Source organism: Halomonas sp. B23F22_20 (genome assembly GCF_043496985.1).
GTDB lineage: Bacteria > Pseudomonadota > Gammaproteobacteria > Pseudomonadales > Halomonadaceae > Halomonas.
This window is the reverse complement of sequence record NZ_JBIEKH010000017.1, coordinates 53,199-71,701: the sequence shown is the minus strand read 5'-3', so window position 1 is coordinate 71,701 and position 18,503 is coordinate 53,199. Positions and strand designations below refer to the sequence as shown.

The following is an 18,503-nucleotide window of genomic DNA, read 5'->3' as shown; positions in this document are numbered from 1 at the left end:
TGAAAATGCTGTATTTATAAACAGTATCTGACAGCTTCGCACGGGGGGCAAGTGTCACGAGGCAACTTGACGCCCGCGCCGCACCCTACCTATACCCAGATAGCCCCTCCGCTGCCCGCCGCGGGCACGGAGCTCTCGTCACAGCCAGCGGCAACCGACGGCACCGGGCCGGCCATGAGGGTCGCTCCGGCCTGCCCGGCGCCCCGCGAGGAGTCCGACATGGCCCATGCGTCCGACAGCGAGCCCGCCACAGGCCGCGATCGCATCAATCCCGTGGTGTTCTACGGCTCGGCCATCGGCATCGTCGCCTTCGCGCTGTGGACCATGTTCTTCACCCAGGCGGCCGGCAACGTCATCAACACCGTGCTGGCCTGGATCTCGGACAGCTTCGGCTGGTTCTACTTCCTCGCCGTGGTGGCCTACCTGGTGTTCGTGGTGTGCATCGGCCTGTCCCGCTACGGCAAGCTGCGCCTGGGGCCGGCGCACTCGACACCGGACTTCAACGTCGTCACCTGGGCGGCCATGCTGTTCTCCGCCGGCATCGGCATCGATCTCCTGTTCTTCTGCATCGCCGAGCCGGTGACGCAGTTCCTGGCACCGCCGGTCGGCGAAGGTGGCACCCAGGAGGCGGCCCGCCACGCCATGGAGCTGACCTTCCTGCACTGGGGGCTGTCCGGCTGGGGCATCTACACTCTGGTCGGCATGTCGCTGGCCTTCTTCAGCTATCGCCACGGCCTGCCTCTGACCATCCGCTCCGCCCTCTATCCGCTGTTCGGGCGCCGCATCCACGGGGCCATCGGCCATAGCGTGGACATCGCCGCGGTGCTCGGCACCGTGTTCGGCATCGCCACCAGCCTAGGCATCGGCATCATCCAGCTCAACTTCGGCCTCCACTACATGTTCGGCCTGCCGGAAAACACCGTCACCCAGGCGGCGCTGGCGGTGCTGATCGTGGTCTTCTCGGCGATCTCGGCGGTGACCGGGGTCGACAAGGGCATTCGTCGGCTGTCCGAGTTCAACATGCTGCTGGCGGTGCTGCTGATGCTGTTCGTGCTGTTCACCGGCAAGACGCTGTTCCTGCTCAACGCCCTGGTGATGAACGTCGGCGACTACCTGGCCCACTTTGCCCGGCTGTCCTTCGACACCTACGCCTTCGACCCGCCGTCGGACTGGCTCAACGCCTGGACGGTGTTCTTCTGGGCCTGGTGGATCGCCTGGGGCCCCTTCGTCGGGCTGTTCCTGGCGCGCATCTCGCGGGGCCGCACCATCCGCCAGTTCGTCGCCGGCACCCTGATCCTGCCGCTGACCTTCATGATGGCGTGGATGTCGATCATGGGAAACAGCGCCATCGACCTGGTGATGACCGGCACCGCCAGTGTCGCCGACTTCGGCGAGCAGGCCATGAACAATCCCGGTTCGTCGATCTACCTCTTCCTGCAGAACTACCCCTGGATATGGCTGACCACGGGGGTAACCACGGTGCTGGCCATCGTGTTCTTCGTCACCTCCGGGGATTCCGGCTCGCTGGTGCTCTCCAACCTGACCTCGGTGCTCACCGACCCCAACCACGACGCCCCCTCCTGGATGCGCATCCTGTGGGCGGCGATCATCGGCATCCTGACCCTGGCGCTGCTGATGGCCGGCGGGCTGGGAGCCCTGCAGAGCACGGTAGTGATCATGGGTCTGCCCTTCGCCTTCGTGCTGTTCCTGATGATCCTCGGCCTGTTCAAGGCGCTGAAAGTGGAAGGCCTCAAGGAGGACAGCCTGCGCGGCAGCATGGCCGGCCACCTGTCGGGCCGCCTGCCCGGCGAGGGCGCCGGCCATCACTGGCGCCAGCGGCTCTCCCGGGCCATGCACTTCCCCAACCACGAGCAGGCACGGCGCTTCCTCGGCGAGACGGTCCGGCCGGCCATGGAGGAGATCCGCGAGGTGCTCGGCGAGCAGGGCGTCAGCGCGGCGCTGGTCGAGGACAACGGCGCCTCGGAGCACCTCGAGCTCAACGTCGACCTCGGCGGCGAGCCGAACTTCACCTACCAGGTGTGGCCGCACCGCAGCGCCATGCCGGCCTTCTCGATCCGCGCCACCCGCGCCGGCACCCACTACTACCGGCTGCAGGTGCATATCGGCGAGGGCGGCCAGGGCTACGACATCTACGGCTACACCAAGGAACAGGTGATCGCCGACATCCTCGACCAGTACGAGCGTCACCTGTTCTTCCTGCACACCCAGCGGGAGCTGCCCGGCAGCGAGGCGATCATGCCGGACACGCCCTCCGCGCGCGGCGACTGACCGCGAGACGAGGAGCGAGGCCATGAACGATGTCACCTTCGACCGGGTCGTCGACTACGTGATCGTCGGCGCTGGCTCGGCCGGCTCGGTGCTGGCCGACCGACTGAGCGCCGACGGCCAGCATCAGGTGCTGGTACTGGAGTTCGGCGGCAAGGACGATTCCCTCTACATCCAGATGCCCATCGCCTTCTCGATCCCGCTCAACAAGCCACGCTTCGACTGGGGGCTCTACACCGAGCCGGAGCCCGGCCTCGGCGGACGGTGCATCCACCAGGCCCGCGGCAAGGTGATCGGCGGCTCCTCCTCGATCAACGGCATGGCCTACGTGCGCGGCTGCGCCGGCGACTTCGACGAGTGGGCCGAGCGCGGCGCCGTGGGCTGGAGCTACGCCGAGGTGCTGCCCTACTTCAAGCGCGCCGAGGACTGCCTCTACGGCGAGGACGACTACCGCGCCAGCGGCGGCCCGCTGGGAGTGTGCAACGGCAACAACATGGAAAACCCGCTCTACCGCGCCTTCATCGAGGCCGGTCGCCAGGCCGGCTACGGCGAGACCGCAGACTACAACGGCTATCGCCAGGAAGGCTTCTGCCGCATGGACATGACGGTGCGCGATGGGGTGCGCTGCTCCACCGCCAACGCCTATCTCAAGCCGGCGCTCGCCCGCGACAACCTGAGGCTCGAGATGCACGCCCTCACTACCCGAGTGCTGATGGATGGCAAGCGCGCCGTGGGCGTCGAGTATCGCCAGCGGGGCAGGACCGTGCGAGTCCGGGCGCGGCGCGAGGTGATCCTCTCGGCCAGCGCCTTCAACTCGCCCAAGCTGCTGATGCTGTCCGGCATCGGGCCGGCCGAGCACCTCCGCGAGCACGGCATCGAGGTGGTCCACGACCTGCCCGGCGTGGGCGAGAACCTCCACGATCACCTGGAGGTCTGGGTGCAGCAGAGCTGCACCCAGAAGATCACCCTCAACGGCTGGCTCAACCCCCTGGCGCGGCTGTGGATAGGCGCCCGCTGGTTCTTCTTCAAGCGGGGCCTGGGCGCCAGCAACCAGTTCGAGTCCAACGGCTACATCCGCAGCCGCGAGGGGCTGCGCTACCCCGACATCCAGTATCACTTCCTGGCCGGCGCTATCGCCTACGATGGCTCCAGCGCCGCCGAGGGCCACGGCTTCCAGGTTCACCTCGGCGCCAACAAGCCCCGCAGCCGCGGACGCGTGCGCCTGACCTCCGCCGACCCCGAGGCGCCGCCGTCGATGATCTTCCACTACCTGCAGGACGAGGAAGACAAGGACGACTATCGCCGCGCGCTGCGCCTGACCCGGGAGATCTTTGCCCAGCCCGCCTTCGATTCCTACCGCGGTGAGGAACTCTCTCCCGGCCCCGGCGTGCAAAGCGACGCCGAGATCGACGCCTGGGTCGCCGCCACCGCCGAGACCGCCTACCATCCCTGCGGCTCCTGCCGCATGGGCACCGACGCCATGGCGGTGGTCGACCCCGAGTGCCGGGTCCACGGCATCGAGTCGCTGCGGGTGATCGACTCCTCGATCATGCCCAGCGTCACCAACGGCAACATCAACGCCCCGACCATCATGATCGGCGAGAAGGGCGCCGACCACGTGCTGGGCCGCGACCCGCTGCCGCCATCCACGGCGCCGGCCTTCTCGCTGGAGGCCTGGCAGGTCAAGCAGCGCGAGGCCACGCCCGAACGCCCGCGGGACTGATCGTCCCGGTCATGATCCGGCCAAGGCGCTCGCGATTCGCGGGGTTCCCGACATCGACCGCGACGCAGGAGCGCGCGAATGGAAGAGGTCACCGCCCAGTTCATCACCGCCCACGAGGCGGCCCTGCGGCTGACCGTCGCCCTGCTGCTCGGAGCGCTGATCGGCATCGAGCGCGGCTGGGCCGCGCGCGAGAAGAAGGCCGGAGAGCGCATCGCCGGTATCCGCACCCACGCCCTGGTCGGCCTGCTCGGCGGCCTCGCCGCGCTGCTCTCCGTAGCCGTCAGCGAGTGGGTCTTCCCCTTGCTGCTGCTGGCCGTGGCCGCCATTGCCCTGGTCGCCCAGCGTGCGAGCATGCCGCACAGCCGCGACTACAGCATTACCGGCCTGATCGGCCTGCTGCTGACCTTCTGCCTTGGCGCCGTGGCCGTGGCCATGGATCCGGTGCTGGCCGCCGCCTGTGCGGTGGTGACGGCGCTGATCCTCGACAACAAGCGCGAGATACATGGCCTGCTCAACAAGCTGCAGGCCCACGAGCTGGACGCAGGACTCAAGCTACTGCTGATCTCGGTGGTGATGCTGCCGCTGCTGCCCGATCGCGGCATGGGTCCCGGCGACGCCCTCAACCCTCACCAGATCTGGTGGATGGTGGTGCTGATCGCCTCCACCTCCTTCATCGGTTACTTCGCCATGCGCCTGGGGGGTGCCGAGAAGGGCATACTGTTCACCAGCCTGTTCGCCGGCCTGAGCTCTTCCACCGCCCTGACGCTGCACTTCGCCCGCCTGTCGCGGCGCAACCCCGAGCTCTCGCCGCTGCTGGCCGCCGGTATCCTGATCGCCTGCGGCACCATGTTCCCGCGCATCCTGTTCTACTGCCTGCTCATCCGGCCCGAGCTGCTGCCACGGCTGGCCCCGCCGGTCGCCGTAATGGGCGGGCTGCTCTACGCCTCGGCCCTGGTCATCTGGCGCGGCCAGCGCCAGGACGCCAAGGTGGATCGACCGGCGCTGCGCCAGAACCCGCTGGAGCTGCGCATGGCCCTGATGTTCGGCGCGCTGCTGGCGGCGATCATGCTGCTCGGCCGGTGGCTCGAGGAGGGGCTCGGCGATACCGGCATCTACCTGCTGGCGGCCTCCTCCGGCGTGGCCGACGTGGATGCCATCACCCTGTCGCTGACTCGCATGTCCCAGGACACCATCGGGATGTCCACGGCGGTGCTCGGGATCATCATCGCCGCCTCGGTCAACAACGCCATCAAGAGCGGCATGGCGGCCGGCCTGGGCACGACGGAACTGGGCCGCCGGGTCGCCTTACCCATGGCGGCGTCACTGCTGGCGGGCCTGGCGCTGGCCTGGGGGCTCACCCCCTGAATCCAGCGCCATCACCGCCAACTACATCGTCATTAACGCCAACTACATCGCCACCTCTGCCGGCTTCACGAGACGCTCGAAAACACCGTAGGGAAGCTGCATCACCTCTCTATGATTGCCGGCACTGAAGGCAATCAGATCGGCCTCGGCCAGGTGCGGCGAGACGAAGACCTCCATGTCGAAGAGGTTGCCGAAGGGCGGCATCGCCCCGGGCTCGCAGTCGGGAAAACGCTCGCTGAAATCGGCTTCTTCGGCCAGTTCGACGGACTGGGCACCCAACGACTGGGCCAGTTTCCGCAGGTCGACTCGGTCGGTGGCCGGCAGCACCGCCAGGGCGAGGCGCCCATCGACGATGACCATGACGCTCTTGGCGAAGTGGCGGCCGGGCACATGGGCCGCCTCGGCCACCTCCTGAGCGGTGTAGGCGGGAGAATGCTGCTCGATGACATATTTCACGCCGTTCTCGTCGAGAAAGCGTTTGACGCGTTCCATGGACATGGCTTCACCCTCATCATCAATCGTTCAAGGGCCTGTAAGTAAGTCTAGTCCGCGTCGCCCGACGGGGGGAGGATAGATACCCTGCCAGCGAGCCCCCCCGTCTGCGCTGGCTAGGCTTCCTTCCGTTTGCTCCGGTGAGCCTGTATCAACTCACGCTGCACCGCTTCCGGAGCCGGCTCGTAGTGGCTGAAACGCAGGGCATAGCGCCCGCTGCCACCGGTCAGGGCATTGAGTCGCCTGGAGTAGTCGGCGATCTCGGCCAGCGGCACCACCGCCTGAATGCTGACCAGATCGCCCAGGGTCCGGGTGTCCTGGATCCGCCCGCGGCTGGCGGCCAGGTCTGCGGAGAGATCGCCCATGGCCGAGCCGGGCCCCTCGACCTCCAGCTCGACCAGGGGTTCGAGCACCTGGGATCCGGCCTCCTCCACGGCATTCAGGAAGGCCTTGCGCCCGGCGATGACGAAGGCGATCTCCTTGGAATCCACCGGATGGGTCTTGCCGTCTTCGACCACCACACGAACGTCCTGCAGCGGGTAGCCGGCGGCGACGCCCTCCTGCATGGCCTGGCGTACACCCTTCTCCACCGCCGGCAGCAATGACGACGGGATGGCTCCCCCACGGATGGTATCGGCAAACTCGAAGCCGCTTCCCCGCGGCAGCGGCTCGACCCGCAGGAACACCTCACCGAACTGACCGGCCCCGCCGCTCTGCTTCTTGTGCCGGCAATGTCCCGAAGCCGAGGCACGGATGGTCTCGCGATAGGCGATGGAAGGGGCACTGGTGTCCACCTCGATCCGATAGCGCTCGCTCAGGCGCTCAAGGGCCATGCGCAGATGCAGTTCGCCCTGCCCTCGCAGCACCGTCTCTCGGGTCGCCGAATCCTGCTCTACCCGCAGGCCCGGATCCTCCTCGGTCATTCTCGCCAGGGCCTCGGTGAGCTTCTGGTCGTCCCCATGGCGCCGCGTGTGGAGTGCCAGGCCGAACACCGGCGCGGGCAGTGCCACCGGGCGCAGATAGATATGATCTTCGTCATGGGAGTCGTGCAGCACGCTGTCGAGGCCGGCCTCTTCGACCTTGGCCAGGGCAGCGATCTCTCCCGGCCCGCAGCGCTCCACCTCGAGGTGGTCTCGGCCCTGGAGGCGATACAGCGTGCCCACGCGAAAGGCCTTGCGGGCATCACCGGCGAACAGTCGGCTCTCCCGGGTCACGGTGCCCTGATGGACGCGAAAGACGGCCAGCTTGCCGAGGAAGGGATCGTGTTCGACCTTGACCACATGCGCCAGCACATGGGCTTCGGGATCGGGGATGGCGACATGCTCGTGGGTGCCTTCGGCGTCCTGGCGCAGGAAAGGCGGCGGATTGCCCTCCAGGGGGCTAGGCATCAGCCGTTCGAACACCGTCAGCAACTCTCGCACTCCGGCGCCGCTGGTCGCCGAGGTGAAGCACACCGGTATCAGATGGCCCTCGCGCAGCGCCGCCTCGAAGGGGGCATGGAGCTGCTCGGGGCTGAGTTCCTCGCCTTGTTCCAGATAAAGCGCCATCAGCGCCTCATCGACTTCCACCACCTGATCGACCAGCATCTCGTGAGTCGCCGCTACCGACGAGAAGTCGGCCTCGCCTTGGGGATCGAAGAAACAGTCCACCACCCGCGAGGCTCCCTCGGCGGGCAGGTTGAGGGGCAGGCATTCGGCCCCCAGCAGCTGGCGGACGTCCTCGAGCAGCGCCTCGAGCCGGGCGGAAGCGGCATCGATACGGTTGATCACCACCAGACGACACAGCCCACGATCAAGCGCCCACGGCATCATGCGTCGGGCGGTGGTATCGACGCCGTTCTCGGCATCGATCACCACCGCCACCGTCTCCACGGCAGGCAGGATGGACAGCGCGGCCGCCTGGAAGTCGGCATACCCCGGGGTATCGAGCAGATTGATCCAGACGTCACCGGATTCGAGCCCCAGCACCGAGGCACTGATCGAATGATGGAGGGTCTTCTCCTGGACCCCGGCATCGCTCACCGTCGAGCCCCTCTCCACGCTGCCGAGCTGCCCGATGGCGCCGGCCGCCGCCAGTAGCGCCTCGGCCAGGGTGGTCTTGCCCGTGCCCGCCTGGCCGGTCAGCGCCAGGTTGCGAATCCGCTCGGGAGATCGTTCACTCATGGCCCCTGCCCCCGTGAACTCGTCGCTCATCGCCTACCTATCCAAGTTAGCAGGCCGGCGGACGGCGGCGACGTTAGCGAGTGGCGAGTGGCGAGTGGCGAGTGGCGAGTGGCGAGTGGCGAGTGGCGAGTGGCGAGTGGTGCATGTCGGCACCCCAAAAAGGGGGCCTCATCTACAAGATTACAAGAGGCTTTCCAACGTTTTCCACACGCTGTGGATAAGTCATCAGGGAAGCTCGACATGTGTCACGGGGCCCGGTGCAGGCCCGTTTGAGGTCCCATGCCAAGGCTGGCAACTCGTCGTCTGGCACCCCGCCCATCGAATCGCAAGCATGCCGTGGCGACTTTCCCACCCTGCCTCGAGCACCCAGAATATAAGTCAGTGTTTTTGCATCGATCCCGCATGAGCGCGACGAGAGCGACCCGGCCATGGAAGAGCTCACCAGCCAGTTCATTACCAACAATGAAACGGCCATCCGGCTAACGGTGGCCCTGTTGCTGGGGGCCCTGATCGGTATCGAGCGAGGCTGGGTGGCCCGAACGCGAGACGCCGGCGAGCGCATCGCCGGGATACGCACCCATGCGCTGGTAGGGCTGCTCGGAGGCATCTCCGCCCTGCTCTCGACAACCGTCACCGAATGGGCCTTTCCCCTGATCTTCCTGTCCGTGGCCGGTTCTGCCCTAGTGGCCTACCGGGCTCGCATGCCGCTCAGCCAGGATTACAGCATCACCGGCCTGATGGGGTTACTGCTGACCTTCTGTTTCGGCGCCATCGCGGTGGCCGTGGACCTGGCCCTGGCCACCGCCTGCGCAGTGGTGACGGCGGTCATCCTCGACAACAAGCGGGAAATCCATGGCCTGCTGAACCAGCTGCAGTCCCACGAGATGGACGCCGGCCTCAAGCTGCTGCTGATCTCGGTGGTGATGCTGCCGCTGCTGCCGGACCGCGCCATGGGGCCCGGGGCGGCCCTCAACCCCTACGAAATCTGGTGGATGGTGGTGCTGGTCGCAGCGATCTCCTTCATCGGCTATTTCGCCATCCGCCTTGGAGGGCCGGAGAGAGGCGTCCTGTTCACCAGCCTGTTCGCCGGGCTCAGCTCTTCCACCGCCCTGACCCTGCATTTCGCTCGACTGTCGCGGCAGCACCAGGAATTCTCGCCACTGCTGGCGGCCGGCATCCTGATCGCCTGCGGCACCATGTTCCCGCGCATCATGCTCTACTGCCTGGTCATCAATCCGGCGCTGATCGCGCCGCTGGCACTTCCGGTGACGACGATGGCCGTGCTGCTCTACGCGGCAGCGCTGCTGATCTGGCGCTCGCACCGTCGGGCGGCCAAGGTCGACCGGCCGGCACTGAACCAGAACCCCCTGGAACTGCGCATGGCGCTGCTGTTCGGGGTGCTGCTGGCGATCATCATGCTGCTCGGCCACTGGCTCCAGGACTGGCTGGGCAATGCCGGGGTCTACCTGCTGGCGGCCACCTCCGGCATGGCCGATGTGGGCGCCGTCACCCTGTCGCTGGCCCGGCTGTCCCACGGCACCATCGCCCCGGACACCGTCGTCCTCGGTATCGTCATCGCCGCCTCGGTCAACAACATCATCAAGGCGGGCATGGCTACCGGCCTGGGAACGCGGGGGCTGGGCCGACGGGTCGCCCTGCCCATGGCAGTATCGCTGCTGACCGGCCTGGGACTGGCCTGGTGGCCATGAGGCCGACCTGGCGGCCGACGCCAGGCCAATTCAGTCGACGCCCTCGCCGGCCAAACGAGAAACGCGGGCCTCGAGCGCCTCGGCGAGGTGCGCCATGAAGGCCCGGACCCGCTCCACTCGACGCAGGTCGGGGTGGGTCAGCAGCCACAGGCCGGTGGCGAGCTCGGGGATCGGCGCGCCGAGACGCTCGAGGGCCGGCTCGGCATCGGCGAGGTAACAGGGCAGCACCGCCCGGCCCAGCCCGTCGCGCACCGCCGCGAACATGCCGAGCAGGGTATCGATGCGACAGGCCGCGCCCGGAGTGCGGGCCGCCATCCAGGCCTCAAGGGCGGCGTCGCCCAAGTGACGGTCGGGCCCCACCCAGGCGCTCTCGGTCGCCGCCCCGCGACGCACGTAGACCGCCTGGGCGATGTCGCCCAGCCGCCGGCCGACCAGGTGCTCCGGCGGCGAGCGGGTCGGCCGCAGCGCCAGGTCGGCATCGCGCCGCGAGAGGTTGAAGAGCTGGTTGGAGACGGCGATTTCCAGCTCGATCGCCGGGTGTCGTTGCCGAAAGTCGGCCAGGATCGGCGACAGCAGCCCCATCAGCAGGGTATCGGTGGTGGTCAGCCGCAGGGTGCCGGCCAGCCGCAGGTCACGCCCCGCCAGCCGACGCTCGGCCGCCGCCACCTCGGCGGCGACCCGTGACGCCGTGGCGGCCAGCTCCTCGCCGGCCGGGGTGGGCACATAGCCGGACCGCCCGCGTTCGAACAGGCGTACGCCCAGGCGCCGTTCGATGGTCCCCAGCCGCCGGAAGACCGTGGCATGGCTGACGCCCAGCCGGCGTGCCGCCCCGGACAGCGACCCCGTCTCGGCGATCGCCAGGGCCACCCTCAGATCGTCCCAAACGAGCCCCTGTTCATCCATGCAAATTCCATTTGAAATAATGGGGAATGTTCGTTCACTGATGCAAAGACTAGCCTGCCGGGACATTCCTTGCGACCCGGAGGCCGCCATGCGAGTCCTGATCGTCCACAGCCATCCCGAGCCCCGCTCCTTCAACGGCGCCATGACGGAGACCGCCGCCGACACCCTGCGCCGCCTGGGCCATGAGGTAGAGGTCGCCGACCTCTACGCCGAGAACTTCGACCCGGTCGAGCGCGCGGACCATTTCGCCCCGCGCGCCGCGCCCGAAAGCTTCTCGGCGCTGACCGAGCAGCGCCACCACTTCGAGGCCGGCACCCTCCCCGACCCGGTGCAGCGCGAGCTGTCGCGGCTGCTGCAAGCCGAGCTGGTGATCTTCCAGTTTCCGCTGTGGTGGCACGGCCCGCCGGCGATGCTCAAGGGCTGGTTCGACCGGGTCTGCGTCTACGGCGGCCTCTATTCCGGCAGCATGCGCTACGACCGCGGACGCCTGGCCGGCGTACGAGCGCTGTGCGCGGTGACCACCGGCTCGCCGGCCGCGGCCTTCTCGCCGCGGGGCCGCGGCGGCGACATGGCCACCCTGCTGTGGCCCCTGCACTGCTCGCTCTATTACCTGGGCATGACGGTGCTGCCGCCCCAGGTGGTCTACGGCGTCCAGGGCGGTGGGCTGCGCTACCAGGACGAGGCTGGTTTCCGCGCCCGGCTCGAGGACGAAAAGGCCGCCTGGGCAGAGCGGCTGACGCGGCTCGATACGGAGTCGCCGATTCCCTTCAGCGGCTGGCAAGACTGGGATGAGAAAGGCGTGCTGCGCCACGACCATCCGCTCGCCTGGCGCCCCTGAGCCCGATGCACCGCGGCATCAGCCTGGCACGTTGGTAGCTGCCGCTCGCTCCTCGACCAGCGCCAGCCAGGTCTCGGCAAGCCAGCGGCCGGCGCGCCGGATCTCGTCGTCGCGGGTGCCGGCGTAGCCCAGTACCAGCCCTGGCCTTCCCGGCGCCTCCAGATAGAAGCCCGACAGCGGCGACAGGGTGACGCCTGCCGCCGCACCGCGCGCGACCAGTTCCGCCTCCAGGGCCCGGTCGCCAAGCCAGGCCACCAGATGCATGCCGGCCTGCCCCTGAGACAGCTCGAGCCCCCGCGCCACGGCCGGCGCCAGTGCCCGGCGCAGCAGCGCCTGACGCCGGCGATAGCAGTCGCGCATCCGGCGCACGTGGCGCGAGAAGTGGCCGGCGGCAATGAACTCGCCCAGCGCCGCCTGCACCGCATACTGCCCCTCGCGATGCAGGCGGGCATTGGCGCGCCGGAAGGGCTCCACCAGGGACTCGGGCAACACCAGGTAACCGAGCCTCAGCCCCGGATAGAGTACCTTGCTGAGCGTACCGACATAGATCACCCGTGCCGACTCGCTGAGCCCCTGCAGGGCGGCGATGGGGCGCTGGTCGTAGCGGAACTCGCTGTCGTAGTCGTCCTCCACGATCCAGGCACCATGCGTCTCGGCCGCCTCGAGCAGCGCCAGGCGCCGCGCCAGGCTCATGGTCACGCCGCTGGGATACTGATGGGAGGGCGTCACGTAGATCAGCCGCGGCGCCGCATGACCGGAAGGCACCCGAGCGGGATCCAGGCCCTCGCCGTCCACCGGGACCGGCACCAGCGCGAGGCCGGAGGCATCGAAGCACGCCTGGGCGCCGCCGTAACCGGGTTCCTCCATCCACACCGTGTCGCCGGCATCGGCCAGCATCCGAGCGATCAGCTCGAAGCCCTGCTGGGCCCCCTGCACCACCAGCACCTGCTCCGGACGACAGCGCACCGAGCGCGACAGCCGCAGATAGTCGCACAGCACCTCACGCAGCGCCGTCACGCCGCCCTGGGTGCGGTAATCAAGCCATGCGTCGGGGGCACGCCGCTGGTGGCGCCTGAGCAGCCGCTCCCAGAGCTCGCGGGGAAAGCGGTCGAGGGCCGGCACGCCCGGCGGGAAGGCTTCGTGATGGCCGCCCGAGGCGGCACTGAACCTCAGCAGGCGCTCGCCGCGGGGGGACAGCGCCGCCCGCGGTGCGCCACCGCCCGAGGCCTCCTCGGCCGGTGCCTCGATACGACCGAACGGCAGGTCGGCGACGAAGGTGCCAGCACCGGGACGGGTCTCCAGGAAGCCCTCGGCGACCAGCTGGTCGATGGCATCCAGCACGCTGTTGCGCCCCACGCCCAGCTCGCGGGCCAGCCGGCGCGACGACGGCAGCCGACAGCCGCTGGCCAGGCGCCCCGACTGTACCCAGCTGCGCAGCGCCCGATACAGGCGGCGTGCCAGCGGCAACGAAGAGGTTCGGGTCAGCGCGATGCCCAGCGCCTCGCCGACCCAGTCGGCATGCACGGTGGCAACCGGTTCCATCATTTTCCCCATAACTGGCTCTTACTGGGGAACCACTATGCCCACAGACTCAGACGGTGTCACCGTTGCCAACAGAAAGGAGGTCACCATGGCCATCCGTCACGCCCGTCTCGCCGACGTCGAAGCGCTCGGCGATCTGCTCGATACCTATCGAGTCTTCTACGGCCAGCCCAGCGAGCCTGACGCCGCCCGCCGCTTCGTTGCCCGGCGCCTGGGACTGGGCGATTCCCACCTGCTGGTGCACGAGAACGACCGTACCCTGGAAGGCTTCGTCCAGCTCTATCCCTCCTTCAGCACCGTGCGACTCGCCCGGCAATGGCGTCTCAACGACCTGTTCGTGGCGCACCAGGCCAGAGGCCGAGGCATCGGCCGGGCCCTGATGCAGGCCGCGGCCGAGCTGGCCATGGCCGAAGGCGTCCACCATCTGCAGCTGGCCACCGGCATCGACAACCGGACCGCCCAGTCCCTGTACGAATCCGAAGGCTGGCAGCGCGACCGGGCGTTTCATCACTATGCCCTGAGCCTCGGCTAGGCACACGGCACACTCACGGAGCCCCCCCATGACCCGACCCCGCGATACCCGCATGCCGCTGGCACAGGCCCAGGCGCTGATCGATGCCCACGGCTTCGCGAGCCTGGTGGACGACAGCCTGCAGGCCAGTCACCTGCCGCTGGTGCTGGCGCGCGACGAAGGCGATCTGGGCACCCTCTACGGCCACTTCGCCCGCGCCAATCCCCACTGGCAGGCGCTGGAGGGCCGGCGCGTGCTGGCCATCTTCCAGGGCCCCCACAGCTACGTTTCCCCCCGCTGGTACGCCGCCAGGCCGGCGGTGCCGACCTGGAACCATGCCACCGTGCATGCCGGCGGCACCCTGGAACGGCTCGACGACGCCGCCACCCTGACGGCACTCGACGCGCTGGTGGCCAAGTACGAGCCCGAGCTGCTCGATGAACCGGACATCATGAGTCCCGCCTATCGCCAGCGACTGCTCAAGGGCGTCGTCGGCTTCCGGATCCGCCTGGACGAGCTGCAGGGCAAGGCCAAGCTGGGATTGAACCGTTCTCGGGAGGACCAGGCCGGCGTGCTGACCGGCCTGGCCGACAGCGCCGACCCGCTGGCCCGGCAGCTGGGGCGCTATACCGAACGCTATGCCAAGACCCTGATCGAGACGGAGAGCGAGAATGACCACTGATACCCCTGGCACCTCGACGCGTTCACGGACGCCCTTCGGCCAACCCGTTGGCGAGGCGGTGCCCGGCTGGCAGGGAGCGACGCCGCTCCCGGACGTCACCCTCACCGGCCACCGGGTGCGCGTCGAGCCGCTGGAGACCGACCGCCACGGCGACTCACTGCATGCGGCCCTGGGCGAGGCGGGAACGGCGCCCGGCGACGCCGCCGAAGCGCGCTGGACCTACCTCGGCGGTGTCCCCTACCGGGACAGGCACGGCTTCGACGCCTGGCTGGCCGAGCGGACCGACAGCCGGGACCCGCGGTTCCATGCCATCGTCGAGCGGGCCAGCGGCCGAGCGCTGGGCGTGGCCGCCTACCTGAACATCGTGCCCGAGCAGGGCAGCATCGAGGTGGGTCACCTGCATTTCTCGCCGCGCCTGCAGCGCACGCCGGCCGCCACCGAGGCCATGGCGTTGATGATGCGGCACGCCTTCGCCCTGGGCTATCGCCGCTACGAGTGGAAGTGCGATGCCCTCAACGCCCCGTCACGGCGGGCCGCCGAGCGGCTGGGCTTTCGCTTCGAGGGCGTCTTCCGCCAGCATCGAGTGGTGGCCGGACGCAACCGGGATACCGCCTGGTTCTCGATTCTCGACGGCGAATGGCCGGCGCTGGAAGCGATCCTCCAACGCTGGCTGTCGCCGGACAACTTCGATGCCGAGGGGCGCCAGCGAAGCTCGCTGTCGGCACTGACGGCCCGCCCGTCCGCCCTGGACTGACCGCAGCCGCTAGCCGCTGGCGGTGCCGAAGGCCTCGACCACGCGCGTCGCCAGGGCCTCCCCGGCATCGCCCAGCCCCTGCCGACGCGCCAGTGCCAGCTGGTAATCCCCCAACGGCGGCAGGGCACCGCCGTCGATCCGACGCAGCGGCGGGCGCACCAGCCCCAGCGGGAAAGGAGCGACCGCCAGGTCGGCCAGCATGGCGGCCTCCTGCCCCGCGCAATGCTCGCAGGTGTAAGCGATCCGATAGCTCAGACCGGCATGGTCCAGGGCATCCAGCGCCGCCTGGCGCCACGGGCATCCCTGATGGGCCAGGGCCACCGGCAACGGCGAGCGCTGGGCGGCCATCCCGCCCTCGCGCCCGGCCCACACCAGGGGTTCGCTGTGCACCCATTCGACCGGCATCGAGGGGTCCTGGGTGCCGGCGGTGCACACCACCAGGTCCAGTTCGCCGGCGTCGAGGCGCGCCAGCATTTCCCGGCTGCTGCCGACCACCACGTTGACTTCCACGGCCGGATGCGAGCGGGCGAACTGCGCCAGGATGCCGGGCAGCGTGCGCGCCCCGACGTCATCGGTCGTGCCGAGACTGACGCGCCCCTCCAGGGAAGGCGCCAGGAACTGGGTCACCGCCTCCTCGTTGAGACTGAGCAACCGCCGCCCATAGCCGAGCAGCAGCTCGCCTTCCGGCGTGAGGCGTACCCGGCGCGCCTCGCGAACGAACAGCGACTGCCCCAGGGTCTCCTCGAGGCGCTTGATCTGCATGCTCAGCGCCGAGGGGGTGCGAAACACCTGCCGAGCGGCTCGGGTGAAACTGCCGCTCTCGGCGATCGCCACGAAGGTGCGCAGTACGTCGGTATCGAGCAACGGCAGGGGCGCTCGTCCCTCGGCCGGCATAGGGTTCATGGCCAAACCTTTCAGATAAATTTAACGATCAATGTAGTGCTTTTCGTTGGATTGATCAATTCGCCCACACCATGCTGTTTCCCAGAGAAGGCGACATCGCCTCTCGCGCCGACTCGGCGCTCCTCAACCACCGAGGGACGGGCCGATCGGCGTCACGACAGGGCCGGAGGGAAAGGGACGTAGGGAAAAGGCCAGAGGGAAAGGCAGCAAGGCCCTGAGTCACGACGCCAAGACATTGCCCCGGCCAGCCATCAGCGCAGCACGATGGCGCACGCGACGGCTCGAACGAGTCCGCTGGTGCCATTCCTGCCAAGGGAGTGAGAGATGAGTCAGTACCAACCGCTTCATCGCCTGGAAGAGACGACCGATCGGCCGGCTCCGGAGACATGGCCGCCACTGTACATGCCGGCCATGCCGCCGCTGGGCGCGATCCGCGCACTCGAAGCCTGGTGGCAGGCCCGGCGCCGGCGTCGGCACTTGCGCCAGAACCTGCACCGCCTGCTGGCCTGCGACGATGCCACCCTCGAGGATATCGGCTACCGCCGCGGGGATATCCACCGGGCGCTGCGCCTGCCGCGCACCCAGGATGCCCTGGACGCCCTGCACCGCGGCGCGGCACGCCATCATCAGGAAAAGACGCTATCCTGACCCGCGAGAGCCGGTCCCGGGTGCCGCGAGACGCCAACGCCCGGGACCGGCCGCACCGATGCCGCCGGGGCTATTCGACGCGGGCGGAGGCCTGGCGTTCGTCCGCCTCGTCTTCGCATTCGAGTCCCAGGAAGCCGCCGGACTGGCGCCGCCACAGCGCCGCATACAGGCCGTCGCGGGCCAGCAGCTCGCGGTGGCTGCCGACTTCGACGATGCGCCCCTCGTCGACCACCACCAGCCGGTCCAGCATGGCGATGGTCGACAGCCGGTGGGCGATGGCGATCACCGTCTTGCCCTCCATCAGCGCGTAGAGCTGCTCCTGGATGGCGGCCTCGACCTCGGAGTCGAGCGCCGAGGTGGCCTCATCGAGCACCAGGATCGGTGCGTTCTTGAGCAGCACCCGGGCGATGGCGATGCGCTGGCGCTGGCCGCCGGAGAGCTTCACGCCGCGCTCGCCGACGTGGGCGTCCAGGCCGCGCCGGCCCTGGGGGTCCACCAGCTCGTCGAGGAAGCTGTCGGCATGGGCCTGGCGCACCACCCGCATGATCGCCTCGTCGTCGGCGTCCGGGCTGCCATAGCGAATGTTGTCGCGCACCGAGCGGTGCAGCAGCGAAGTGTCCTGGGTGACCATGCCGATGTGGCGGCGCAGCGACTCCTGGGTGACCCCGGCGATGTCCTGGCCGTCGATGATGATGCGTCCGCCCTGCAGGTCGTAGAAACGCAGCAGCAGGTTGGCCAGCGTCGACTTGCCGGCCCCGGAGCGCCCGATCAGCCCGACCTTCTCGCCCGGGGCGATGGTCAGGTCGAAGTCGTCGAAGACCGGCCGCGCGGGCGCCGCCTGGGGCCGCTCGTAGCAAAAGCGCAATGCCTCGAAGCGGATCTCGCCGCGCGGCACCTCGAGCTCGCGGGCATCCGGGGCATCCTGCACCGCCGGCTCCCGGGCGATGGTATTGATGCCGTCCTGCACGGTGCCGATGTTCTCGAACAGGCTCGCCACCTCCCACAGGATCCAGTCGGACATGAAGCGGATGCGCATCACCAGGGCGATGGCCACCGCGATCACCCCCAGCGACACCAGCTCGAAGTACCAGGCGCCGATGGCCAGGGTCGCCACCGAGGCCAGCAGCAGCGAGTTGAGCACCGTCAGCGACACCGACAGCCAGGTGGCCAGGCGCATCTGGCGGTGCACCGTGGCCATGAAGCCCTCCATGGCGTCGCGGGCGTAGGCCTGCTCGCGGTGGCGATCGGCGAACAGCTTGATGGTCTGGATGTTGCTGTAGCTGTCGACGATGCGTCCGGTCATGCGTGCCCGGGCGTCGGCCTGGGCCATGGAGACCGCCCGCAGCCGCGGCACGAAGATCCGCATCAGCCCGACGTAGCCGACCAGCCACAGCACCAGCGGCGCCACCAGCCAGGGCTCGGCGCTGCCCAGCAGCCACATCGCGCCGACCAGGTAGACGACCACGTAGACCAGCAGGTCCATCAGCTTCATGACCGTTTCGCGGATCGCCAGCGCCGTCTGCATCACCTTCTGCGAGACCCGCCCGGCAAACTCGTCCTGGAAGAACGCCATGCTCTGGGCCAGCATCTGGCGATGCGACAGCCAGCGGCCGAGCATCGGGTAGTTGCCGAAGATGCCCTGGTGGGTCAGCAACGAACGCAGCAGCACCAGCAGCGGCAGGCCCACCAGCACCAGCGCCGCCAGCCCCGCCAGGCGCCAGCCGTGGACGGCGAAGAAGCTCTCCCGGTCGGCGACGGTCAGCCAGTCGACCAGCTGCCCCATGCTGTGGAAGAACACCAGCTCCACCGCCGAGACCATCCCCGAGACCAGCGACATGGCCACCAGCAGCCCCGCCACCGGCTGCGAGTAGAAGCGGATGAACGGCAGCAATCCACGCGGCGGCACCCCCAGCTCGCGCTCGGGATAGGGGTCGACCAGGGTCTCGAAGAAGCGGAACATCGGCTACCTCCCTTGCAGCGCGAAT

At 68.7% G+C, this 18,503-nt stretch carries 15 protein-coding genes; 9 read left to right on the top strand and 6 right to left on the bottom strand.

What is annotated here, in order from left to right:
- Positions 1 to 219: 219 nt before the first annotated feature.
- The 3 genes from betT to ACGTN6_RS14855 all read left to right on the top strand — a co-directional run bounded on the left by betT (position 220) and on the right by ACGTN6_RS14855 (position 5,374).
- A complete protein-coding gene (gene betT, locus ACGTN6_RS14865; protein WP_394592897.1) occupies positions 220 to 2,289 on the top strand; it encodes a choline BCCT transporter BetT in 2,070 nt (689 codons plus the stop codon).
- 22 nt (positions 2,290 to 2,311) lie between these two features.
- Positions 2,312 to 4,009, top strand: a complete 1,698-nt coding sequence (betA, locus tag ACGTN6_RS14860; protein WP_394592895.1) for a choline dehydrogenase — start codon at positions 2,312 to 2,314, stop codon at positions 4,007 to 4,009.
- Between the two features lie 78 nt (positions 4,010 to 4,087).
- Positions 4,088 to 5,374 (top strand): MgtC/SapB family protein, encoded by a 1,287-nt coding sequence (locus ACGTN6_RS14855; protein ID WP_394592892.1) that lies wholly within the window; start codon positions 4,088 to 4,090, stop codon positions 5,372 to 5,374.
- 42 nt (positions 5,375 to 5,416) lie between these two features.
- Here ACGTN6_RS14855 and ACGTN6_RS14850 read toward each other — a convergent pair whose 3' ends face one another.
- Together ACGTN6_RS14850 and fusA are read right to left on the bottom strand one after the other, a co-directional pair.
- The gene (locus tag ACGTN6_RS14850; RefSeq protein WP_394592890.1) at positions 5,417 to 5,872 is read right to left on the bottom strand and encodes an aminoacyl-tRNA deacylase; all 456 of its coding nucleotides are present in this window, start codon (positions 5,870 to 5,872) and stop codon (positions 5,417 to 5,419) included.
- A 110-nt stretch (positions 5,873 to 5,982) separates the two neighbouring features.
- Positions 5,983 to 8,028: an elongation factor G gene (gene fusA, locus ACGTN6_RS14845; protein WP_394592888.1), complete on the bottom strand. Its 2,046-nt coding sequence runs from the start codon at positions 8,026 to 8,028 to the stop codon at positions 5,983 to 5,985.
- Between the two features lie 428 nt (positions 8,029 to 8,456).
- Between fusA and ACGTN6_RS14840 the strand changes: the two genes are divergently transcribed.
- A complete protein-coding gene (locus tag ACGTN6_RS14840) occupies positions 8,457 to 9,737 on the top strand; it encodes an MgtC/SapB family protein (protein ID WP_394592886.1) in 1,281 nt (426 codons plus the stop codon).
- Positions 9,738 to 9,767: 30 nt separating this feature from the next.
- Here ACGTN6_RS14840 and ACGTN6_RS14835 read toward each other — a convergent pair whose 3' ends face one another.
- Entirely contained in the window at positions 9,768 to 10,640 is an 873-nt protein-coding gene (locus ACGTN6_RS14835) for a LysR family transcriptional regulator (protein WP_394592885.1), read from the bottom strand.
- An 88-nt stretch (positions 10,641 to 10,728) separates the two neighbouring features.
- On the opposite strand from ACGTN6_RS14835, the gene ACGTN6_RS14830 reads away from it, so the two are divergent.
- On the top strand, positions 10,729 to 11,478 hold the full coding sequence (locus ACGTN6_RS14830) for an NAD(P)H-dependent oxidoreductase (RefSeq protein ID WP_394592882.1): 750 nt from the start codon (positions 10,729 to 10,731) through the stop codon (positions 11,476 to 11,478).
- An 18-nt stretch (positions 11,479 to 11,496) separates the two neighbouring features.
- On the opposite strand, the gene pdxR is transcribed toward ACGTN6_RS14830, so the two are convergent.
- Positions 11,497 to 13,020 carry a MocR-like pyridoxine biosynthesis transcription factor PdxR gene (gene pdxR / locus ACGTN6_RS14825; protein ID WP_394592989.1) on the bottom strand — a complete coding sequence of 508 codons (1,524 nt, stop codon included), beginning with the start codon at positions 13,018 to 13,020 and terminating at the stop codon, positions 11,497 to 11,499.
- A gap of 88 nt (positions 13,021 to 13,108) precedes the next feature.
- Here pdxR and ACGTN6_RS14820 point away from each other — a divergent pair, with 88 nt between their 5' ends.
- From ACGTN6_RS14820 to ACGTN6_RS14810, 3 genes are read left to right on the top strand one after another with little or no spacing between them, the layout of a single operon-like run.
- A complete protein-coding gene (locus ACGTN6_RS14820) occupies positions 13,109 to 13,552 on the top strand; it encodes a GNAT family N-acetyltransferase (RefSeq protein WP_394592880.1) in 444 nt (147 codons plus the stop codon).
- A 28-nt stretch (positions 13,553 to 13,580) separates the two neighbouring features.
- Entirely contained in the window at positions 13,581 to 14,213 is a 633-nt protein-coding gene (locus ACGTN6_RS14815; RefSeq protein ID WP_394592878.1) for an FMN-binding negative transcriptional regulator, read from the top strand.
- The gene (locus tag ACGTN6_RS14810; protein ID WP_394592876.1) at positions 14,203 to 14,967 is read left to right on the top strand and encodes a GNAT family N-acetyltransferase; all 765 of its coding nucleotides are present in this window, start codon (positions 14,203 to 14,205) and stop codon (positions 14,965 to 14,967) included. The genes ACGTN6_RS14815 and ACGTN6_RS14810 overlap by 11 nt, the downstream gene beginning before the upstream one ends.
- 9 nt (positions 14,968 to 14,976) lie before the next feature.
- Here the strand turns inward: ACGTN6_RS14810 and ACGTN6_RS14805 are convergent, their stop codons facing one another.
- On the bottom strand, positions 14,977 to 15,870 hold the full coding sequence (locus ACGTN6_RS14805) for a LysR family transcriptional regulator (protein WP_379685113.1): 894 nt from the start codon (positions 15,868 to 15,870) through the stop codon (positions 14,977 to 14,979).
- A gap of 324 nt (positions 15,871 to 16,194) precedes the next feature.
- Between ACGTN6_RS14805 and ACGTN6_RS14800 the strand changes: the two genes are divergently transcribed.
- Positions 16,195 to 16,518, top strand: coding sequence for a hypothetical protein (locus ACGTN6_RS14800; protein ID WP_394592873.1), 324 nt, complete (start codon positions 16,195 to 16,197; stop codon positions 16,516 to 16,518).
- Between the two features lie 70 nt (positions 16,519 to 16,588).
- Here the strand turns inward: ACGTN6_RS14800 and ACGTN6_RS14795 are convergent, their stop codons facing one another.
- Positions 16,589 to 18,478 carry an ABC transporter ATP-binding protein gene (locus tag ACGTN6_RS14795; protein ID WP_394592870.1) on the bottom strand — a complete coding sequence of 630 codons (1,890 nt, stop codon included), beginning with the start codon at positions 18,476 to 18,478 and terminating at the stop codon, positions 16,589 to 16,591.
- Positions 18,479 to 18,503 lie beyond the last annotated feature (25 nt).